Raw genomic sequence first — 20,299 nt, 5'->3', positions numbered from 1 at the left:
TAGTGCGGATCGCGATATCCGGCTCCAATAATGAAACATTCCTGTTTCTCACCCAGGATGTTGTCACCCGATACCAGAGGAGTGAGCTGCTTGGCCGACCGGAAGCTCAGCCCGACGTCCTATCTGGTCCTCAGCTTGGTCGCCCGCACCGGACCCTGCACTCCCTTCGACATCAAGAAGCAGGTCGATCGCTCGATCGGATTCTTCTGGTCGTTCCCCCATTCCCAGATCTACGCAGAACCGGAACGCCTCGTCGAAGAGGGGCTGCTGTCCGGCTATCAGGAGACCACCGGTCGCCGCCGCCGGATCTACTCCATCACCGACGCGGGCCGGGCCGAACTCGAGGACTGGCTCACCACCGGGCAGGACAGGCGCACGCACGAACTGCGCGACAGCGGACTGCTCAAGCTGTACTTCGGCAGCCTCTCCTCCCCCGACGACGTGGTCGAGGTCGCCGCCGGGGAGAAGCAGGCGCATCAGAAACGGCTCGATCGCTATCTCGCCGCCCATGATTCGCTCTCCGGCGATCCGGCCAGCGATTCCCACGAGCTGCTCGTGCTCGAGTTCGGCATCCGCTACGAAGCGCTGTCGGTCGAGTTCTGGGGTGAGATCGAACAGCGCCGGGCAGCGGTTCAGCCCACCGCCTCCGCCGGGAACACCCCGCCCACTTCCTCGGCCACCGCGCGGATGCGCCGTCGGTCGCCCGCGGAATAGCTCGCCACCTCGGGGTACGCCCGTTTACACAACCCGGTGAGCACCCGACCAGGGCCCACTTCGACGAACGTCTCGACACCGAATTCCCGGACGGTGCACAGGCTCTGGCTCCAGCGCACCGATCCGGCGAGCTGTGCCCGTAGCCCCGCACGCGCCTGCTCCCCCGTATGCACCTGCGCTGCCGTGACATTCGCGACGAGCGGGATCACCGGGTCGGCGAAGCGGACCCCGGCGAGATCGGCCGCGAACTCCGCCTCGACCGGGGCCATCATCGAGCTGTGGAAGGGCGCGCCGACCGCGAGCCGCTTCACCTTGGCCCCCTCGACGCCGAGTCGGGTTGCCCTGGTGGTGAATTCGGTCACACCGGCCTCGCTGCCCGACACCACGGTCTGGTCCTCGGCGTTGTAGTTCGCGACCTCGACGACCGCCCCGGTCTGCTCGCGCACCTCGGCGCAGAGCCGTTCGACCGTGCCACTCGACAGCCCGAGAGCGGCGGCCATCGCACCGGGATTCGATTCGTTGACCCGCGCCATGAGTTCGCCGCGGCGCCGGACCAAGCGCAGCGCGTCGGTCCACTCGAGCACGCCCGCCGCGACCAGGGCGGTGTACTCGCCGAGGCTGTGGCCGGCGACAACCACCGGCGCGGGAACGAGTTCGGCCAGCACACGGTAGGCGGCCAGGCTGGCGACGAAGATCGCGGGCTGGGTGATGTCGGTGCGGGCGAGGCGGTCCTCCGGTCCGTGCCAGCACAGCTGGGACAGCTCGAAGCCCAGCACCTCGTCGGCGGCCCGGAACAGCGGCGCGACCAGGTCGGGGTAGGCCTGCGCCAGGTCGTGACCCATGCCGACACGTTGTGAGCCCTGGCCGGGAAACAGGAAAGCGGTGGATGTCATGCGATTCTTCCCCTGAATATAGAACGGGTATCAACCTGGACAGGCGTCAAAAACATCTGCAGGTACGGATACAGGAAATTCCGCTCGGACGACGAGCGTCGTCGCTCGATTCTGCTCGCAGGCGGACGGGAGTTCAAGACTTGCCTGTTTGGTATACCGCGAAGCATATCTCGGCCGAATCTCCGACCGGTCGGTTTTCGCCATCGACTCACGTCATGATGAATTCAGCGTTAACGCCGTATCTATTCCGTCTTTCCCGCGCGAAGATCAGCCTCTCGCAGCCCCCTGAAATTACTAGCTAGCGCACTGCAACAGCACGTGCTAAGAGCCCCTCCAGTCAGCAATAGCGAACAGCTATTATGGCGCAAATCACATCTATGCCGGTTGCACCTGGGGTTTAACTGCCGGATCATCGGTTTCGGAAAGTGTGGATGAGATCGTCCGAACCGGACCATCGCACACTTTTCATGCTGACCCCTGGGGAGGTACTTGATGTCAGCAATTCACACCGACCGGGTCGCACTGGTGACCGGCGGATCAGGCGGAATAGGACGCGCGGTTTGCCGTCGTCTCGCCGCAGAAGGCGCCATTGTCGCCGTGAATTACTTTCGCGGAGAGCAGGCGGCCAAGGAAGTGGTCACCGAAATCGAGAACAACGGCGGAAAAGCCGTTGCCCTTCAGGGAGATATCTCCTCCTACAGTGCTGCCGAGTCGATTGTCGAGCAGGTTCTGGAATTCGCCGGAAAGCTCGACATCCTCGTCAACAATTCGGGTATCACGCGCAACGAATTGATCATGAAAATGTCGGAGAGCGATTGGCTCGAGGTCATGCGGGTCAACTTCGGCGGGGTGTTCAACGGCACGCGGGCAGCCTGTGGCGCGCTCGCCCAGAGCGACGGCGCGGCCATCGTCAACATCTCCTCGGTGATGGGCGAACGCGCCTGGTTCGGTGCCTCCAGTTACGCGGCGTCCAAGGCGGCGATCAACTCCTTCACCCGGGCATCGGCGCTCGAGTTCGCCCGCTTCGGCATCCGGGTGAACGCGGTGCTGCCGGGCTTCGTGGAGACCGAGATGATCGCCGACGTTCTCAGTGGTGACGGTGGCGACTCCGTCATCGGGCAGGTGCCCATTTCGGGTGCGACCACCGTCGACGAGGTGGCGGACCTGGTCTCCTACCTCGCCGCGCCCGGTAACCGGCATCTGTCCGGCGCGCTCGTCCCGGTCGACGGCATGGTCGCCGGGACGCTACTGACCGGCAAACCGCTCAAGAAGACCGCGCGGCGCTAGCCGGCCCCCCGCTCCACCCCGATCCGACCACTTCCAGATGGAGGAAACCAGCATGTCCGAAATCAGCGTTATCGATACCGTCCGCGAAATCGTCGCCGAGGCAGTCGCTTTGGACATCGACGAGGTCGAAGCCGATGCCACCCTGTTCGGTGAGGTCGGCGCCGAGTCGATCGATCTGCTCGACATTCTTTTCCGAATCGAACGCCGCCTGGGCGTCAAGATCACGACCACCCAGCTGAGCGAGCGAATCCAGGGCGGCATCCCGGACGAGCAATTCGGCACCGACGACGGAATGGTCTCCGACCTCGGCCTCGAGCAGTTGCACAAGGTGATGCCCCAGATCGACCCGGCCGAACTCAGCGGCAAGCTCGGCGCCGAGGACGTGATGGGTCTGTTCACCGTGCGCAATCTCGCGGACATGGTGTCCAAACACACCGTCGCGGCGAGTTGACCCGTGCGGTTCCATCTCGTCGACCGCATCGACACCATCGAGCCATGGGCGCGGGTCGAGGCGGTCAAGCGGACGAGTTCGAGTGAGAGTTACTGGTCTACAACGGCTTTCGGATCGTCGATGCCGCTGTCGATCCAGCTGGAGGTACTCGCCCAGAGTCTGGCGTGGCTGATCTATCTCAGCACCGACCGGCGGCAGCGGGCGGTGCTGCTGTCGGTCGGCGCCATGACCACCCGGTCCGCCATCGTGCCCGGCGACGACGTCGTCGCCTCGGTCGAAATCCTGTCGAGGGGCGACACCATCGTGGCCGCAGGCCGGCTGCTGGTCGGCGAGAGCGTCGTCTTCGAGGTCGACGACCTCATGTGCGGCCTGGTCGACGCCGACATGCTCGAGGACGCGGCGTCGGTGCGGATGCGCGAAGAACTACTGCGAAGCGGGGCCCGATCATGAACAACGAGGTCGTCATCACCGGTATCGGGGCCGTCACCCCGGTGGGAAACACCGCACCGGACACGTGGTCGGCGCTGGCCGCCGGGCGCAGCGGGGTGGGCCGGATCGAGACGTTCGATCCGAGCACGTTCGAAGTCCAGATCGCCGGGATGGTGCGTCGATTCAGCCCCGCGCCCGAGCTCTTGACCACCCAGCGCTGGGACCTGCTCAGTCGATCCGGCGGTTTCGGTGTCGTCGCCGCGGCACAGGCGCTGGCCCAGGCGGGCAATATCGGCTCGCACGACGAGGCCGCCCGAGGCGTTTTCGTCGGCGGCCACGTCGGCAGGCCCGAGCCGCAGGAGTTCGCCGAGATCGGCCTCACCCGCCGCACCAGCGACGGCACGGTGATCCACCGCCGCAATACCGACAGCACGTGGCGCTGCGATCAGGGTGTCGACCTGATGGCCATCGCCGAGGTGAGCCGGTGCCGTGGACCGATCAGCGGGATCAGCACCGCCTGCACGTCGGCGACCCATGCCGTCGGTGAGGCGATGCGCCGGATCCAGGCGGGCGAGATCACCATGGCCGTCGCCGGCGGCCAGGACTCGCTCACCACCTGGCTCGACGTCGCCGGATTCTCGCTGCTCGGCGCGCTCACCACCCGCTACAACGACAATCCGACCAAGGCCTCGAAACCGTTCGACGCCGAACGCGACGGTTTCGTGCTCGGCGAGGGGTCGGTGCTGCTCGTGCTGGAGGAGCGGCGCATCGCCGAGGCACGCGGTGCCCGGATTCTGGCGCGGCTCACCGGTTACGCCTCGACGATGAACGCGTACCGGATCACCGATTCCCCGCCCGACGGTGGCGGGTCGATCACCGCCATGGCCGACGCGCTGGCCGACGCGGGGGTGGCGGGCACCGAGGTCGATTGTGTCTACGCGCACGGGACGAGCACACCGGGCAACGACATCTCCGAAACCGCCGCCATCAAGCAGGTTTTCGGTGCGCACGCCTACGAATTGCTCGTCACCTCGCCGAAGTCCATGACCGGGCATCTCACCGCCGGGGCGGGTGCGCTCAATGTGCTCGCGGCGCTCGGTGGGATCACCGAGGGGCTGGTCTCGCCGACCGTCAACTACACGCACCCCGACCCGAAGCTCGATCTGGACTATGTCCCGAACCAGGCCAGAAAGGCCGATGTCTCGGTGGCGCTGGTCAATTCGTTCGCCTTCGGCGGCACGAACGCCTCACTCGTGGTGCAGGCGCCATGAGTACCCCCGCGGTGACCGTGCCGAGCACGGATGTCGGCGCCGGGTCGCCGGTGCCGCCCGACGCCCTGGCCGTGGCCGGCGGCCTGCGCCTGGACCGCGTCGTCGAGTTGCGACCCGGTGCGGGGGCCAGTGCCCTCGCGAACGTGCCGAACACCCTGCCCGTGTTCGACACCCATTTCCAGCGATTCCCGGTGCTGCCCGGTGTGCTCATGCTGCACGGCATGGCGAACCTGGCCGACCTGTTGCTCGCCCGGGACGGTGGCCGGTGGCGGCTCACCGGCGCGCGGCGGGTGCAGTTCCGCCACTATGTGCGCCCCGGCGACCAGTTACACGTGGCGGTCGACATCCGCGAACTCGACGACACGGTGGCGCGCCTCACCGGGCGCATCACCCGGGCCGGCGCGGTGGTCGTCCTCGCGCGCGAGCTCACCATGACCCGTGACGCGGGTCCAGAGAGGGAAGTCTCATGAATCGCGTTGTCATCAGCGGCATCGGTGTGGTGTCGCCCCTGGGTACCGGATTCACCCAGACCTGGAAGGAACTGGTGGCCGGGCGCAGCGCGGTGCGCCCGATCACCGCCTACGACCCCGCCTCGCTGCGCACCCGGTTCGGCGCCGAGATCACCGAGTTCGACGCGAAACCGTTTGTCCGCAACCGCAAGTCGCTGCGGCTGATGACGCGGGCCAACCAGCTGGCGCATGCCGCGGTCCGGCTGGCCACCGAGGAGGCGCGGATCGACCCGGCCACCTCGGGCAACGACTCGGTCGGTGTCTTCCTCGCCAGCGAGAACCAGATCTCCGACCCGCTGCACATCCTCGACGCGACGGTGCAGGCCTGCGGGCCCGACGGGCGGATCGACCCGGCCCGGCTGGGTCACGAGGCGGCGCGGATGTACCCGCTGTTCTTCGTGGAAGGACTCCCCTCGGCCGAATTGTTCTTCCTGTCCGAGGAATTCGGCTTCGCCGGACCGAGCGCTTTTCTCTCCGGTGCGGGTGATGCGGGCATCAGTGCGATCGGCAACGCCTACCGGGCCATCGCGCGCGGCGAGACGACGGTCGCGGTCGCGGGTGGTTTCGACGACGGCGTCTCCTGGTGGTGCATGTCCAAGCTCGACCGGCTCGACCTGCTCACCGACCGCAACGAGACGGGTGCGGTGCGCCCGTACGACCGCGACGCCACCGGCACCGTCCTCGGCGAAGGCGCGTGCATGCTCGTGCTGGAGGACTACGACACCGCCGTGGCCCGCGGGATCGAACCGTACGCGGAGATCGTCGGTTTCGGTGGTGGCTCGGATCCGGTGACACCCGGCGAGATCTGGGGCGACGGCACCGGTCTGCGCAATGCCCTGGCATCGGCGATGCGGGAGGCGGGTGTCGCGGGCACCGATATCGGCTACGTGGCCGCCGACGGCGCGGCGGTGATCCGGGCCGATCTCGCCGAGACACGGGCATTGCGGGCCGCGCTCGGCGTGGGCGCCGACACCGTCGCGGCGAGCAGCGTGCAGCCTGCTCTCGGCCAATTGCTCTCCGCCGCAGGCCCGTTGAATGTCGCGCTGGCGGCGATGGCGCTGCGCGAGAACACCGTGGCGCCGACCTTGAATCTGTCCGCTGCGGCGCCGCAGTGCGACCTGGACTGGGTGCCCGCTGTGGCACGCGAACTGCGCGCGGACTACAGCCTCGCGCTGGGCCGGGGACTGTCGGGCCAGGCCGCCGCGCTGGCGCTGCGGCGCCTGTAGAGCCCGCTGGAACCACGAACAGGAGTGCACGGTGAAGACGAGAGAAACCCAGCACATGTCCTTGCGAACGGTGGTCGTCGTCGCTGTCGGCGCCGTCACCTCGCAGGGCGACACGGCCAAGGCGCTGTGGGACGGCGTGCGCGCCGGTCACGTCGCGATCGACCCGGTCGAGCACCTGCCCATGTCGGACTACAACACCCGGATCGGCGGTGAGGTCCGCTCCCCCGTCGCGCCCTCACCGATCGCCGACGAAGTGGGCGGATTCCGGGACCGCGCTTTCGATTTCGCGTTCGCCGCCGCCACCGAGGCGATGGAGGCGGCGGGCGCCCTGGTCGCCGAGGTGGCACCGCACGACCGGGCCATCGTGCTCGGCACCTGCAATGCGGGTCTGCTCAGCACCCTCGAGTGGCTCGGTGACGACGGTGTCGGCGCGGGCACCCCCGAACTCGCCATGTTCGGCCCGCCGCAGGCCATCGCCGAATCGCTGGCAGCCCATTTCCAGTGCGCCGGTCCGGTGTTCTCGGTGAACACCGCCTGCGCGGCGGGGGCCAACGCGATCGGCTACGCCGCGGATCTGATCGCGCTCGGCCGGGCCGACATGGTGCTGGCAGGCGGCACCGACGCACTGTCCGACGTGGCCTACGCGGGGTTCAACTCGCTGGGTTCGCTGTCGCCCACACCGGCGGCGCCGTACCAGGACAAGCGAACCGGGCTCTCGCTCGGTGAGGGCAGCGGCATGCTCGTCCTGACCAGCGCCGAGCTGGCGGCCGCGGCCGAGGTGGAGCCGCTGTGCGTGATCCGTGGCTACGGACTGTCCGCCGACGGCTACCACCCGACCGCCCCGCGCCCCGACGGCACCGGCGCCGCGCGGGCCATCCGCTCGGCCATCGAATGGGCCGGGTTGCGCGACAGCGACATCGGCTACGTCAACAGCCACGGCACCGGCACCCCACGCAACGACAGCGCCGAGGCCAAGGCCACCCGGCTCGCGCTCGGCGACGCCGCCGATTCCGTGCCGGTGAGCAGTTCCAAGTCGATGATCGGGCACCTGCTCGGCGCGGCGGGCGCGGTCGAGGCGATCATCACCGTCGGTGCCCTGCGCAGCGGCGTGCTGCCGCCGACCGCCAATCTCGTTCGGGCCGACCCGGAATGCGCGCTCGACCACATCCCGGTGACCCCACGGGTCAGCAATATCGACCACGCGATCTCGAACAACTTCGCCTTCGCGGGTGCCAACGCGAGCGTGGTGTTCTCCGAACGCGCCGCCGAGCCGACCCGCGTCGAGCGTTCGCGCGTGGTGGTGACGGGGACAGGCGCCGTCGGCGCCGCCGGCCTCGATGTGCGGGCTGCCTTGCGCGCGGTCACCGAAGGCCGCGACTGCACCCGGGTCGACGACGGTGTGCGGCTGGGTCTCATCGACACCGACCCCAGCGACCATCTGACCAGGCGCGAGGCCAGGCGGATGGACCGGCTCGGCCTGCTGTCGACCTTCGCGGCGAGCCGGGCGCTGGCCGAGGCGGGTGCCGACCTGATCGCCGACGACCCCGACCGGGTGGGCGTGGTCTTCGGCACCGGGCTCGGTCCGATGGAGGCGATGGAACAGTTCGTGCGCCCGCTGCGCGCGGAGGGGGTCGCGGCGGCGAACCCGGCCGTGTTCCCGAACACCGTGTACAACGCGGCGGCGGGCAGTGTCGCCACGCTGCTCGGGGCGCTCGGTCCCACCTCGACGGTGACCTCGGGGCACGCGGCGGGCGCGAACGCGCTCTGCTACGGCTACGACATGGTCTCGCTCGGCCGCGCGACCGCGATCCTGGCCACCGCCGCCGACACTCTCACCCCACTCGTGGTGCGTGGCTACCGCAGGCTCGGGCTGCCCATGGGTCCGCACGACACGTTCGCCCTCGCCGAGGGCGGCGCCGCGGTGATGCTCGAACGGTACGACAACGCCGTTCGCCGGGGCGCCACCGTGTACGCCGAAGTACTCGGGCATGCCACCGCATCGGACGCGCGCGGTGTGGGGCGCACCGATCCGACCGGCGCCGCCGTCGAACGCGCCATGCGCGCCGCACTCGACGCCGCGGGTCTGGCGCCGGGTGATATCGCCGAGGTGTGGACCAACGAGGTCGGGCTGCCCGCCTTCGACGAGCCCGAGAACCAGGCCCTGCACCGGCTTTTCGGCGACAACGCCCCGCAGCGCATCGCCGCCAAACGGGCGCTCGGCGAACAACTGGGCGCAGGCGGACTGCTCGCCGCCGCATTGGCCACCTGTGACCGGCCCGAGCGGGGCGTGGCCCTGGTGAACAGCTCCTCACTGGGCGGTACCCACATCAGCATCGTGCTCGCGCCGCTGACCGACTGAGCATCCGAACACAAAGGACGGCAAGCGTTATGGCAACACCGGAATTCACGGCCCAGGTCGTCGGCACGGGCAGCTACCTGCACGGCGACCCGATCGACAACAAGCAGATCGAAGCACTGCTCGGTCCCGTCCCCGAGGACATTCTCGAGGGCATCCAGGTCAAGGAGCGCCACTGGATGATCGACCCCGACACCGGCGAACACCTGGTGACCAACTCCCAGATGGCCGCGGGCGCCGCGACCGCGGCGCTCGAGCAGGCCGGCATCGAGGCGGGTGAGGTGGACCTGATCGTCATGTCGACGGCCAGCCCCGAATACCTGCTGCCGCCCGCGGTGACGTTCGTGCAGGAGCACCTCGGGATCGCCGAGTGCACCACCATCGAAGTGCGTTCCGGCTGTGCGGGTTTCGTCGAAGCCGCCGACGTGGCGCGCGGCTACCTCGAGCGCGGCACCCACCGCACCGCCGTGGTGATCGGCAGCGAGGCCATCTCGCCCCTGCTCGTCCCGATGTATCGCGGCATCGACCCGGAGCGGATCCGCATGCGGGATCGGCTGGTGGCCTACACCTTCGGTGACGGTGCGGGTGCGCTCGTGCTGCACGCCGAACCGGCCGACCCGCAGACCCGGGCCGGCGTACTCGGTTCCTCGATCGTCACGATGGGCGGCACCAAGAAGCCGGGCATGCAGGTGATCGGCGGGTCGACCCACGCACCGCTACACAAGCAGGTGCTGGCCAAACGCCTGATGGAGCTGAAGGTCGACGTCGTGGAGTCGGGAAAGTTCATCCCGCACATGATCACCCGGTCGCTGCGCGAGATGCTCGAGATCAGCGGGGTGAAGGCCGAGGACATCGCCCTGTGGGTCGTCCCCGAGGGCAATGCCGGCTACATGACCAGTGAGTTGGAGGCGGCCGGTCTGCTCACCGACGAGTGGCTGGCCCTGCGCGACAAGATCTACGAGAACATCGAACGGGTCGGTGCCACCGGTTCGGCCGCTGTTCCCCTCGCCCTGGACGAAGCAGCGCGCGCGGGCCGGTTGCGGGCGGGCGACAACGTCTTGCTCCTGGCCATCGAGACGAGCAAGTGGAAGTACGCCGGGATGACCCTGGTCTGGGCGGGCTGAGGGATGCGCCCTGCCGTGGGCCCGATCGAGACGGGCCGGTTTCGCACGAGTGCGGCGACGCTCGAATACGCCCACGTCAGTGGTGACATCAGGCCGTCGCTGTGCATGCTGCACGGGTTGGGCGCACGGTGGCAGACCTTCCGGCCGCTCGTCCGCTCGCTCGGACCCGGCTGGGACGTCTACGCACCGGATCTGCGTGGGCACGGCCGATCCGACTGGGTGGCAGGCCATTACGCGCTGGCCGACTTCGCCGCCGATGTCGAACAGTTCGTCACCGAGCGCATCGGCGCGCCGGTGGTGTTGTTCGGGCACTCGATGGGCGGCTGGATCGCCGCCATGGTCGCCGCCGCCCGCCCCGATCTGGTGCGGGCGGTGGTGATCGTCGACTCGGCGCTGTACCGGCTCAACGATTCCCAGCGCGCGGCGATGCTCGGCTACGCCGTCCCCAATCAGGCGATGCGTTCGATCGCGGTGTCGCTGCGGATGGCCGATCCGGAGCTGAATCAACGCTGGGTGGAGGGGCGCAACCAGCGCGAACAAGACCCCGACGAGCTGATGTCGCGACTGCGGTGTCCGGTGTTGCTCGTCCAGGGCGACGAGCGCACCGGCGCGCTCATGACCGACGAACACGTGCGGCGCGCGCTCGGGCTGCTCGCCGACGGCTCGCACGTGTTCGTGCCCGGTACCGGCCATGCCGTGCACGCAGAAGCGCCCGGCCCCGTCGCCGACGCGCTGCGGGCGTTCCTGGCCGAACAGATCGACAAGTCAGAGCCGAACGGAGAGTTCCGATGACCGAAGTGATCGACACCATCGGCAGGCAGGGCACCGACCAGGACACCACCTGGACCAAATGCCCGTCCTGCGCCGAATACCAGTACAAACCCCAGCTGGAACGCAACCTGCGGGTCTGCACCCGCTGCGGCCACCATCTGCGCATCGGCGCGCACCGGCGGCTGGCCCTGCTGCTCGACGAGAACTCCTGGGCCCCGGGCAGTTACGACGACATCGAAACCCGCGATGTGCTCGATTTCCGCGACCACAAGTCCTACCGGCAACGGCTCGCGCAGGCCCGCGCCAAAACCGGCGAAGACGATGCCGCCGTGTTCGGTGTCGGCACTCTGGACGGTCGGCGTCTGGTCGTCGCGGCGATGGAGTTCGGGTTCATGGGCGGCTCGATGGGTTCGGCCGTCGGCGAGGTCATCACCCGCGCCGCCGAACTCGCCCTCGCCCAACGGCTTCCGCTGCTGCTGTGCTGCGCCTCCGGTGGCGCGCGGATGCAGGAGGGCAGCCTGTCACTGATGCAGATGGCCAAGACGAGCCAGGCGATCGGCCGGCTGCACGAGGCCGGACTGCTCGTGGTATGCCTGCTCACCGACCCGACCTTCGGCGGTGTCACCGCCTCGTTCGCCATGCTCGGTGATGTGCTGGTGGCCGAGCCCGGCGCGCTGATCGGGTTCGCCGGGCCGGGCGTGATCAGCCAGACCATCGGCGAGGATCTGCCGCCCGGTTTCCAGACCGCCGAATTCCTGCTGGCACACGGGCTGATCGACGCGGTGGTCCCGCGTGCGCAGCTGCGCGCGTATCTGGCGAAAGTCCTCGCCGCGCACGCGCCGGACACTCCGCTCGGACCGCTGCTGCCGTCGGTCGCCGTCACCGACCCTGCGCAGGTGTCCCCGCGCCCGGCCGCGACGGTGGTGAAGGTCGCGCGTGATCAGGCCCGCCCGACCACCCTGAGTTTCGCGGCGGTCGCCTTCGACACCTTCGTCGAATTGCGCGGTGATCGCATGTTCGCCGACAGCTCGGCTCTGGTCGGCGGGCTCGCCACCCTCGGTGGCCGCGCGGTGATGCTGATCGGCCATGAAAAAGGCAGCGACACCAGGGAATCCATCGCCAGGAACTTCGGTATGCCCGAGCCGGAGGGATACCGCAAGGCGTTGCGGCTGATGCGTCACGCGGCGAAATTCGGGATGCCGATCGTCACCCTGATCGATACGCCGGGCGCCTATCCCGGCGTCGGCGCGGAGGAACGCGGGCAGGCGGGCGCCATCGCACGCGCCATCATGGAATCGAGCAGGCTCCCGGTGCCGATCGTCACCGTGGTCACCGGCGAGGGCGGCAGCGGTGGGGCGCTGGCGCTCGGCGTCGCCGACACCGTGCTGATGTTCGAGAACTCCTACTACTCCGTCATCAGCCCGGAGGGGTGCGCCGCGATCCTGTGGGGCGACCGCGCCGCGGCGAGCACGGCCGCCGAAGCATTGAAACTCACTGCGGCGGACCTGCTTTCGCTCGGCGTGGTCGACGGCGTCATCCCCGAGGACGCCGAGGGCGGACCCGACATCGTGCGGATGGCGGGCGATCTGCGCGCAACCCTGTCGAACGCGCTCACCGCGCTGTCCACCGTGCCCGGCCCCGACCTGATCGAGGCCAGGTACCGCAAGTTCCGGAAGTTCGGCTCGTGACACACCTGGGAGACAAACCGATGACCACTGACAAATCGTTGAGCCACATGATCGATGAGGTACGGGGCCTGGTCGCCGACCTGAACCCCCGGCCGCGCCGGCTGCGCGTCCGGGCGGGCGAATTCGACCTGGAGATGGAATGGCCGGAGGGTCCGGCGAGCGTGAGCGCGGCGCCCGTCCCGGTCGTCACCGTCGAATCGGTGAGCCCGGCGTCGGAATCCAGCGCCGTCGCGATCGAGTCGCCCCTGGTCGGGCACTTCTTCCGCAGCCCCGAGCCCGGAGCCGAACCGTTCGTCTCCCCCGGCGACTTCGTGGCGGAGGGTCAGGTGGTCGCGATCGTCGAGGCGATGAAGCTGATGAACCGCATCACCGCGCCCGGTCCGGGACGGGTGGTGCGGATCCTGCCCGACGACGGTGACGTCGTCGAGTACGGCCAGCAGCTGATCCTGCTCGAGCCCGACGAGTCCGCCCCGATGGAGATCGCGTCATGAACCCGGCGACCGATCCCGAACGGCCGATCAAGACCGTTCTGGTCGCCAACCGGGGTGAGATCGCGCTGCGCGTGGTGCGGGCCTGCCGGGAACTCGGCTTGCGCAGTGTGGTGGTGTATTCGACCGCCGACGCCGATTCGATCGCCATGCAACTGGCCGACGACGCGGTGTGTATCGGCCCGCCGGAGCCGGGTCGCAGCTACCTCAATATCCCGAACGTCATCGGCGCGGCCCTGCGCACAGGTGCCGACGCGGTCCACCCGGGCTACGGATTCCTCTCGGAGAACGCGGATTTCGCCTCGGTGTGCGCCGAGGAGGGCCTGATCTTCGTCGGGCCGTCGCCGGAGACGATGACCGCGCTGGCCGACAAGGCGGTGACCCGGGCGCTGATGAGCGCGGCGGGCCTGCCCTTGTTACCGGGGACGACGTCGGTGCTGACCGGTGCCGAGGAGGCCGAACGGGTCGCCGAGGAGATCGGTTATCCGGTGATCCTCAAGGCTGCGGCCGGCGGCGGTGGACGCGGTATGCGGGTGGTCCGCGAGCGCGCCGAGATCGAGGACGCCTACCGCCGCACCCAGACCGAGGCCGCCCTCGCCTTCGGTGACGGCAGCCTCTACATCGAGCGATACCTCGAGGGCGCCCGTCATATCGAGGTGCAGATCCTCGGCGACCGCCACGGCAATATCGTGCATCTCGGCGAACGGGACTGCTCGGTGCAGCGCCGGCACCAGAAGTTGCTCGAGGAATCACCGTCGCCCGCACTCGACGACGCCACCCGTGCGGCGATCGGTGCCGCCGCCGTCGCGGGCGCCCGATCGGTCGGGTACGAAGGGGCCGGGACGATGGAGTTCCTGCTCGATCGTGCCGGTGGCTTCTGGTTCATGGAAATGAACGCGCGCCTGCAGGTGGAGCATCCGGTCACCGAAATGGTGTGCGGGATCGACCTGGTCGCCGAGCAATTGCGGATCGCCCAGGGGCAGCCTCTGAGCTTCGGGCAAGCCGATGTCGTCGTGCGTGGGCACGCGATCGAATGCCGGATCAATGCCGAGGATCCGGCGCGCGATTTCGCACCGACGACCGGGCGGGTCACCCGCTATCGTCCGCCTGCCGGACCCTGGGTGCGGGTCGACAGCCACCTCGAACCGGGGGTGACGGTGTCGCCGTATTACGACGCACTGCTGGCGAAGGTCATCGTCTGGGCCGCGGATCGACCCGCCGCGATCGACCGCATGATCCGCGCTCTCGACGAGCTCGTCCTGGAGGGCCACGGCCTCACCACCAGCGCGAGCTTCCACACCGACATCCTGTCGCGACCCGAATTCCGTTCCGGCGATTTCGATCTCGATCTCGTCGCCACCACCCAGCGCACCCGGTTGGAGCACCCATGAGTACAGCGAACGGTCGTGTGATCATTCTCGGCGGCGGGATCGGTGGTCTCAGCACCAGCATCGCCTTACGCCGGGTGGGGATCGATGCGCCCCTGTTCGAGCAGGCGCCCGCGTTCGGCACCGTCGGCGCGTCGTTGCAGATCTGGGTGAAGGGCATGAAGGCCTTCGCCGAACTCGATCTGGCCGAACAGATCCGGGCGCGCGGGGCCGATGTGCACCGCCAGCAGTTCTTCAACCAGGACGGCACCCCGCTCTATCACGCGCCGCTGGCCGCGATGGCGCAGCGCTACGACGCGCCGATGCCGGTGATGATCCGGCGCGCGGAGGTGATCGATACGCTCGCCGGCTCACCGGATCTCGGCTCGATCAACTTCAACCACAGGGCGATCGACATCACGCAGGACGATTCGGGTGTCACCGTGACATTCGACAACGGTCATCGGGAGCGGGCCGATCTGCTCATCGCCGCCGACGGCATCAACTCGGCGACCCGGCAGCAGATCTTCCCCGAAGTCGAACTGCGCACCGCCAGTTACCGTTTGGTGCACGCGGTGGCCGATCACGTCCCGCCGTTCGGGCGCAATATGTTCACGCTGCTCTTCGGGCGGGGCAACCGCATCGCCATCAAGGACTGCGGCAACAACAATGTGTTCTGGGTGGCGGGTCTGGCCAGGCCGACCCTGGAACTCGACGCACCGGCGGGCACGGTCAAAGACGACCTGCTGCGCCGATTCGAGGTGTTCCCCGCCGCGGTGCGTGACCTGATCGCGGCCACCCCGCCGGAGGTGATGCTGCACCACAATGTGCGCGCGCTCGGCCCGATGCCCGCGTGGAGTTCGGGCCGCATCGTCTTTCTCGGCGACGCGGCGCATGCGGTGACCCCCAATCTCGGCCGCGGCGCCAGCGAAGGCATCGTCGACGCGATCACTCTGGCGAATCATCTCGGCTCCATCGACGTCGGTGACGGCGCGGCGGTGCGGCGGGCGCTGTCGTCGTACGAAAAGGCGCGCAGGCCCGAAGCGGAGGCATTGCAGAAGGCATCCTGGAAAATCGGCACGATTTCGTCCTGGGACGGTTTCGCGGCGACCAAGGTGCGCGATCTGATGATGAAGACGGTGGTCGGCAAAACGCAGGTGTCGAAAATGCACGCCGAATTCGAGGTGGCCGTGCCACGGCTCGGCCACCTGGTGGAATGACCGTCACTCCTGAGAGCTACCACCGGTGATCACTCTGCGGCGGGATGTGCCGGGACCAGCTGAAATCTAAGGTTGGATCATGATTGTGGTCACGGATGATTTGACCAAGAGATACGACGACAAAGTCGCTGTCGACAAGGTCGGCCTCACCGTTCGGGCCGGGGAAATCTATGGTTTCCTCGGCCCGAACGGCGCGGGCAAAACTACGACACTGCGAATGCTGGTCGGGCTCATAGAACCGACCAGTGGATCCGCCCGGGTCCTCGGAAAGGCGCCCGGTGATCCGGCGGCTCTGGCGCACATCGGGGTTCTGATCGAAAGTCCCGGCTTCTATCCGTATCTGTCCGGACGCGACAATCTGCGCGTCATGGCACGCTATCGGCGCATCCCGGATTCGGCCGTCGACGAGGCACTGGCCCGCGTCGGCCTCACCGGCCGGGGCGACGACCGATTCCGCACCTACTCCCAGGGCATGAAACAACGGCTCGGCGTCGGCTGCGCGCTGCTCGGCAATCCCGAACTCCTGATCCTCGACGAACCAACCAACGGTTTCGACCCCGGCGGCATGGCCGAGATGCGCACCCTCATCACCGATCTCGCCGCCGACGGGCACACGATTCTGCTGTCGAGCCATCTGCTGGCCGAGGTGCAGGAAATCTGCGACCGGGTCGGGGTGATCAACGGCGGGAAACTGGTCGCCGAATCGACCGTCGCCGAAATGCGCGGGCGCAGCACCCTTTTCGTACGGGCCCAGCCGGTACAGACCGCGGTCGACGCGATCCGGGTCGCCGTCGGCGATGCCACCCGGACCCAGACCGGCATCCGGGTCGACGCGGGCCCCGACGCGGCACCGCTCATCGCCCGCGCGGTGCTCGACGCGGGCGCCGAACTACACGAATTGCGTTCCACGGAACGTTCCCTGGAAGAAGCGTACTTCGAGATGACCGCACCGGATGTGGAGAACGTCGCATGATCGACAGCATTCGCGCGGAAGTGCTCCGGCTGCGCCGCTGGCCCGTGTTGTGGAGTCTGCTCGCGGTCTGGCTGACGTTGAACCTCACCTTCATGTACCTGCTCAACTACCTCAGCTACAGCTCGGGCAGTGCCGCCGATGCCACCGAGGGGCAGCCGCGTGAGTACGTGCTCGCGCAGATGATGCCCACGGCCGTGCCGGAGGAATTCGTCGGCGGCACGGTGCTTTTCGGTGGCGCGCTGATGCTGATCCTCGGCGCCCTCGCCACCGGCAGCGGGTACGGCTGGGGCACCTGGAAGACGGTGTTCACTCAGGGACCCGCGCGCGTCACGGCTCTGCTCGGCACGGTGCTCGCGCTGCTCGCGGTGGCGGTCGTGGCCGTACTCGGGGCGTTCGTGCTCGATCTGGGCGTCGCGTGTGTCATCGCCTCGGCCGAATCCCAGCCGCTCGTGCTCCCGTCGGTGGGCCGGCTGCTGGCCGGAATCGGCAGTGGCATCGCGATTCTGACCATGTGGACGTTGCTCGGCGCGCTGATCGGTCTGCTGGCGCGCGGGCCGTCCCTCGCGGTCGGGCTCGGCCTGGTGTGGGTACTGGTGCTCGAGAACGTGCTTCGCTTCTTCGGCGACATGCTCGGCAGTGCCGGTGCTGTGACGGACTACCTGCCCGGGTCGGTGGCGGGTTCGCTGGCCGGTGATCTACGGACACTGCAGGGCGAGGCGACACCGGGGGTGCTCGACCTCCTCGACTGGACGCAGGCCGTTGTCGCGCTGGCGGTGTACCCGGTGATCTTCCTCGCCTGCGCGATCGTCGTCGTCCGGCGACGCGATCTGGTCTGACGGTGTCCGCACCCACGATCGACAAGGATGAGCGCATGGAGACGATCGCCGCCCGCGTGCTGGAGTCCTGGCCCCCGCAACTGGGCCGGTGGCAGCAGGTGTCGCTGAGCGTCGCGGCGGGCGTGGTGGGGTTCGTCGCGGTGCTGGCGACCATGGTGGCCGACACCGAGCTGGCGGTGGTCCAGGTCGTCGCGCTCGCGCTCGGCATCGGTATCGCCGTCTCGCTGGCCATGCGGGCTCCGGTGGCGGGGTGGGCGCTCGGCCTCGCGGCGCTGGCCGCCGCGTCCGTGCTCATCGGACCGCAGGCGGAGTTGTGGGTCGATCCGATGCTGACCAGCTATTTCGTCGTTCTGGGCGTTGGGGCGGTGCGGGCGGGCGCCCGCGCCGCGGCGGGGGCCTGGGCGGCGACGGTGGCGACCGGGATCGGTCTGGCGCTGTGGTTGCGGCCCGCCGAATGGCTGGTCGGGATTCTCGGGGCGAGCGCGGTGTCGGGGCTGGTGCTCTCGACCGTGATCGCGGTGCGCACGGTCGGCGTCACCAGCAACAGTCTGCGCCGCGAACGCGACAGCACCGAACGGCAACGCCAGCTCACCTCGCTGTGGGAGGAACGCGCCCGCATCGCCCGTGAGCTGCACGATGTGGTCGCCCACCACATGACGGTGATCGCGATCCAGGCCGAGGCCGCCCAGCACAGCGACCGCAATCTCGCTCCCGCCACCGGCGCCCGGCTCGACACGATCCGCAACAGCGCGACGGTCGCTTTGTCCGAGATGCGCCACATCCTCGGAGTGCTGCGCAGTGGTGACGCCACGCTCCTGCCGCAGCCCGCCCTGCGAGACCTCACCGAACTGGTGGAGACGGTGCGCGGGGGCGGTACGCACATCACGATGACACTGACCGGCGATACGGCTAAAGTGCCTGACGCCGTGGGTCTTTCGTCCTATCGGATCGTGCAGGAAGCACTGAGCAACGCGATCCGCCACGCACCGGGCGCACCGGTCGAGGTCACCGTTGTGGTGAGTGAGAAGGCGATCGACATCCGTGTCGCCAATCCGTGTGCGACGGTGCCTGCCGCCGGTGCGGGCCACGGACTGCTCGGCATGCGCGAACGCGCGACGATGCTCGGCGGAACTTTCAGCGCGGGCGCGGACGACGCGAAGTACGTTGTCGTCGCGTCACTTCCCTTGCACAACGGGCGTATCGACGCCGCGCGCGATTAGCCCGCCGACGATCGTCACCTCGACCGAGGCGACGCGGGCAAGAGACGCCGATGCCGCCGGGCACGCTCGCGGGTAGCCGACCGCTCAGTTCTCGACGAGTCTGCGGACCGAGGCGGGCAGGTCGCGGGTGCGCTGGTAGGGGCCCGCGACGGCGGCGCCGTAGGGCCGGGCGAGCAGGGTGCGGGCGATGGCGTTGACCTCGTCGGTGGTGACGGCGTCGATGCGGGCCAGGGTCGCCGAGACACTGCGGTGGTTGCCGTAGCTGAGTTCGCTGCGCCCGATGCGGTTCATCCGCGATGCGGAGTCCTCGAGGCCGAGCACCAGGCCACCGCGCAACGAGCCCTTGGCGCGGGCGCATTCGGCGTCGGTGATGCCCTCGGCGGCGACTTCGTCGAGCACAGAACGCGCCAAAGTGGCCACCTGGGCGAGGTTTTCGGGTTGGCAGCCGAGTGACACGGAGAACGCGCCGGTGTCGGCGAAGGTGTCGACGCTCGAGTACACCGAGTACGCCAGGCCGCGTTCCTCCCGGATGCGCTGGAACAGGCGCGAACTCAGTCCGCCGCCGATCACGGTGTTGAGCACCGACAGCGGCCAGCGCTGCTGCCCCTCGTGCCTGCCGAACGCGCGCACACCGAAGGTGAGGTGGGTCTGTTCGCTGTCACGGTTGATGCGCACGAGTCCCGGTGCGCCCTGGGCGCGGAACTTGCCCTCACGGCGGGGTGCCGGTTCGGCGGCGGGGTCGAGGTGCGGGCCGAAGGCGTGACGGACCAGTTCGACGACCCGCTCGTGTTCGACATTGCCCGCCACCGCGACCACCATACGTTCGGGGCGGTAACGGCGCTGGTGGAAGCCGCGCAGCTGGGCGGCCTGCATGCCTTCGATGGATTCGACGCTGCCGATCACGGGACGCCCGACGGGGTGGTCACCGAACAGGGCGGTGAGGAAGCAGTCGGCGACGAGGTCCTCGGGATCGTCGTCGCGCATGGCGATCTCCTCGAGCACCACCTGACGCTCCACATCGACGTCGACGGCCCGGCACAGTCCGTTGAGCACCACATCGGAGACGAGTTCGACCGCCAGCGGCAGGTCCTCGTCGATGACGTGGGCGTAGTAGCAGGTCTGTTCCTTGGCGGTGAAGGCGTTGAGTTCGCCGCCCACAGCGTCCATGGTCTGGGCGATGTCGAGCGCGGTGCGGGTGGGGGTCGCCTTGAACAGCAGGTGTTCGAGGAAGTGCGCCGCACCCGCCACGGTCGGTCCTTCGTCGCGGGAGCCGACGCCGACCCACACTCCCACCGAGGCCGAGCGCACACCGGGCACGTGTTCGGTGACCACGCGCAGCCCGCCGGGCAGCACGGTGCGCCGCACTCCACCATCGGTGGTCACGTCCTGGGCGGTGCCGGTTCCGGGTTCACTCAACTGTCGCTCGGTCACCCGATCCCACCGGACGGCTGTACTGGCATGCTTTTCTCGACCTCT

General features: G+C 68.5%; 19 protein-coding genes. 17 read left to right on the top strand and 2 right to left on the bottom strand.

Annotated elements, in window-relative coordinates:
- Positions 1–90 precede the first annotated feature (90 nt).
- On the top strand, positions 91–714 hold the full coding sequence (locus AB0F86_RS01650) for a PadR family transcriptional regulator (RefSeq protein WP_225280451.1): 624 nt from the start codon (positions 91–93) through the stop codon (positions 712–714).
- Here the strand turns inward: AB0F86_RS01650 and fabD are convergent.
- A complete protein-coding gene (fabD, locus tag AB0F86_RS01645) occupies positions 633–1,607 on the bottom strand; it encodes an ACP S-malonyltransferase (RefSeq protein ID WP_356983946.1) in 975 nt (324 codons plus the stop codon). The genes AB0F86_RS01650 and fabD overlap by 82 nt on opposite strands.
- A gap of 492 nt (positions 1,608–2,099) precedes the next feature.
- On the opposite strand from fabD, the gene AB0F86_RS01640 reads away from it, so the two are divergent.
- From AB0F86_RS01640 to AB0F86_RS01565, 16 genes are all read left to right on the top strand, one after another.
- Positions 2,100–2,894 (top strand): SDR family NAD(P)-dependent oxidoreductase, encoded by a 795-nt coding sequence (locus AB0F86_RS01640; RefSeq protein ID WP_356983944.1) that lies wholly within the window; start codon positions 2,100–2,102, stop codon positions 2,892–2,894.
- A gap of 52 nt (positions 2,895–2,946) precedes the next feature.
- Complete coding sequence (locus AB0F86_RS01635; protein ID WP_157104761.1) at positions 2,947–3,345, top strand: acyl carrier protein; 399 nt, start codon at positions 2,947–2,949, stop codon at positions 3,343–3,345.
- Positions 3,346–3,348: 3 nt separating this feature from the next.
- Positions 3,349–3,795, top strand: coding sequence for a hypothetical protein (locus AB0F86_RS01630; protein ID WP_356983942.1), 447 nt, complete (start codon positions 3,349–3,351; stop codon positions 3,793–3,795).
- The gene (locus AB0F86_RS01625) at positions 3,792–5,045 is read left to right on the top strand and encodes a beta-ketoacyl-[acyl-carrier-protein] synthase family protein (RefSeq protein ID WP_356983941.1); all 1,254 of its coding nucleotides are present in this window, start codon (positions 3,792–3,794) and stop codon (positions 5,043–5,045) included. The genes AB0F86_RS01630 and AB0F86_RS01625 overlap by 4 nt, the downstream gene beginning before the upstream one ends.
- Entirely contained in the window at positions 5,042–5,515 is a 474-nt protein-coding gene (locus AB0F86_RS01620; protein ID WP_225280446.1) for a hypothetical protein, read from the top strand. Before AB0F86_RS01625 ends, AB0F86_RS01620 begins: the two co-directional genes overlap by 4 nt.
- Positions 5,512–6,780: a beta-ketoacyl-[acyl-carrier-protein] synthase family protein gene (locus AB0F86_RS01615; protein ID WP_225280445.1), complete on the top strand. Its 1,269-nt coding sequence runs from the start codon at positions 5,512–5,514 to the stop codon at positions 6,778–6,780. The genes AB0F86_RS01620 and AB0F86_RS01615 overlap by 4 nt, the downstream gene beginning before the upstream one ends.
- Positions 6,781–6,811: 31 nt before the next feature.
- The gene (locus AB0F86_RS01610; RefSeq protein ID WP_356983940.1) at positions 6,812–9,139 is read left to right on the top strand and encodes a beta-ketoacyl-[acyl-carrier-protein] synthase family protein; all 2,328 of its coding nucleotides are present in this window, start codon (positions 6,812–6,814) and stop codon (positions 9,137–9,139) included.
- Between the two features lie 29 nt (positions 9,140–9,168).
- A complete protein-coding gene (locus tag AB0F86_RS01605; protein ID WP_356983939.1) occupies positions 9,169–10,260 on the top strand; it encodes a 3-oxoacyl-[acyl-carrier-protein] synthase III C-terminal domain-containing protein in 1,092 nt (363 codons plus the stop codon).
- A gap of 15 nt (positions 10,261–10,275) precedes the next feature.
- The gene (locus AB0F86_RS01600) at positions 10,276–11,052 is read left to right on the top strand and encodes an alpha/beta hydrolase (protein WP_067636393.1); all 777 of its coding nucleotides are present in this window, start codon (positions 10,276–10,278) and stop codon (positions 11,050–11,052) included.
- Positions 11,049–12,719: an acetyl-CoA carboxylase carboxyltransferase subunit alpha gene (locus tag AB0F86_RS01595; RefSeq protein ID WP_225280443.1), complete on the top strand. Its 1,671-nt coding sequence runs from the start codon at positions 11,049–11,051 to the stop codon at positions 12,717–12,719. The genes AB0F86_RS01600 and AB0F86_RS01595 overlap by 4 nt, the downstream gene beginning before the upstream one ends.
- A 20-nt stretch (positions 12,720–12,739) precedes the next feature.
- Positions 12,740–13,210: a biotin/lipoyl-containing protein gene (locus tag AB0F86_RS01590; protein WP_356983938.1), complete on the top strand. Its 471-nt coding sequence runs from the start codon at positions 12,740–12,742 to the stop codon at positions 13,208–13,210.
- A complete protein-coding gene (gene accC, locus AB0F86_RS01585; RefSeq protein WP_356983936.1) occupies positions 13,207–14,598 on the top strand; it encodes an acetyl-CoA carboxylase biotin carboxylase subunit in 1,392 nt (463 codons plus the stop codon). Before AB0F86_RS01590 ends, accC begins: the two co-directional genes overlap by 4 nt.
- Positions 14,595–15,794: an FAD-dependent monooxygenase gene (locus tag AB0F86_RS01580; RefSeq protein WP_225280440.1), complete on the top strand. Its 1,200-nt coding sequence runs from the start codon at positions 14,595–14,597 to the stop codon at positions 15,792–15,794. Before accC ends, AB0F86_RS01580 begins: the two co-directional genes overlap by 4 nt.
- 79 nt (positions 15,795–15,873) lie before the next feature.
- On the top strand, positions 15,874–16,767 hold the full coding sequence (locus AB0F86_RS01575; protein ID WP_181696903.1) for an ABC transporter ATP-binding protein: 894 nt from the start codon (positions 15,874–15,876) through the stop codon (positions 16,765–16,767).
- Positions 16,764–17,603: an ABC transporter permease gene (locus AB0F86_RS01570; RefSeq protein ID WP_356983933.1), complete on the top strand. Its 840-nt coding sequence runs from the start codon at positions 16,764–16,766 to the stop codon at positions 17,601–17,603. The genes AB0F86_RS01575 and AB0F86_RS01570 overlap by 4 nt, the downstream gene beginning before the upstream one ends.
- Before the next feature lie 35 nt (positions 17,604–17,638).
- Complete coding sequence (locus tag AB0F86_RS01565; RefSeq protein ID WP_356983931.1) at positions 17,639–18,823, top strand: histidine kinase; 1,185 nt, start codon at positions 17,639–17,641, stop codon at positions 18,821–18,823.
- A gap of 84 nt (positions 18,824–18,907) precedes the next feature.
- Here AB0F86_RS01565 and AB0F86_RS01560 read toward each other — a convergent pair whose 3' ends face one another.
- Positions 18,908–20,239 (bottom strand): pitrilysin family protein, encoded by a 1,332-nt coding sequence (locus tag AB0F86_RS01560; RefSeq protein WP_356983929.1) that lies wholly within the window; start codon positions 20,237–20,239, stop codon positions 18,908–18,910.
- Positions 20,240–20,299: the final 60 nt, after the last annotated feature.

The sequence above is a fragment of the Nocardia sp. NPDC023733 genome (assembly GCF_040639775.1).
Classification (GTDB): Bacteria; Actinomycetota; Actinomycetes; order Mycobacteriales; family Mycobacteriaceae; genus Nocardia; species Nocardia rosealba.
The sequence above is the reverse complement of the archived record's forward strand: the minus strand, read 5'-3'. Positions and strand labels throughout refer to the sequence as shown.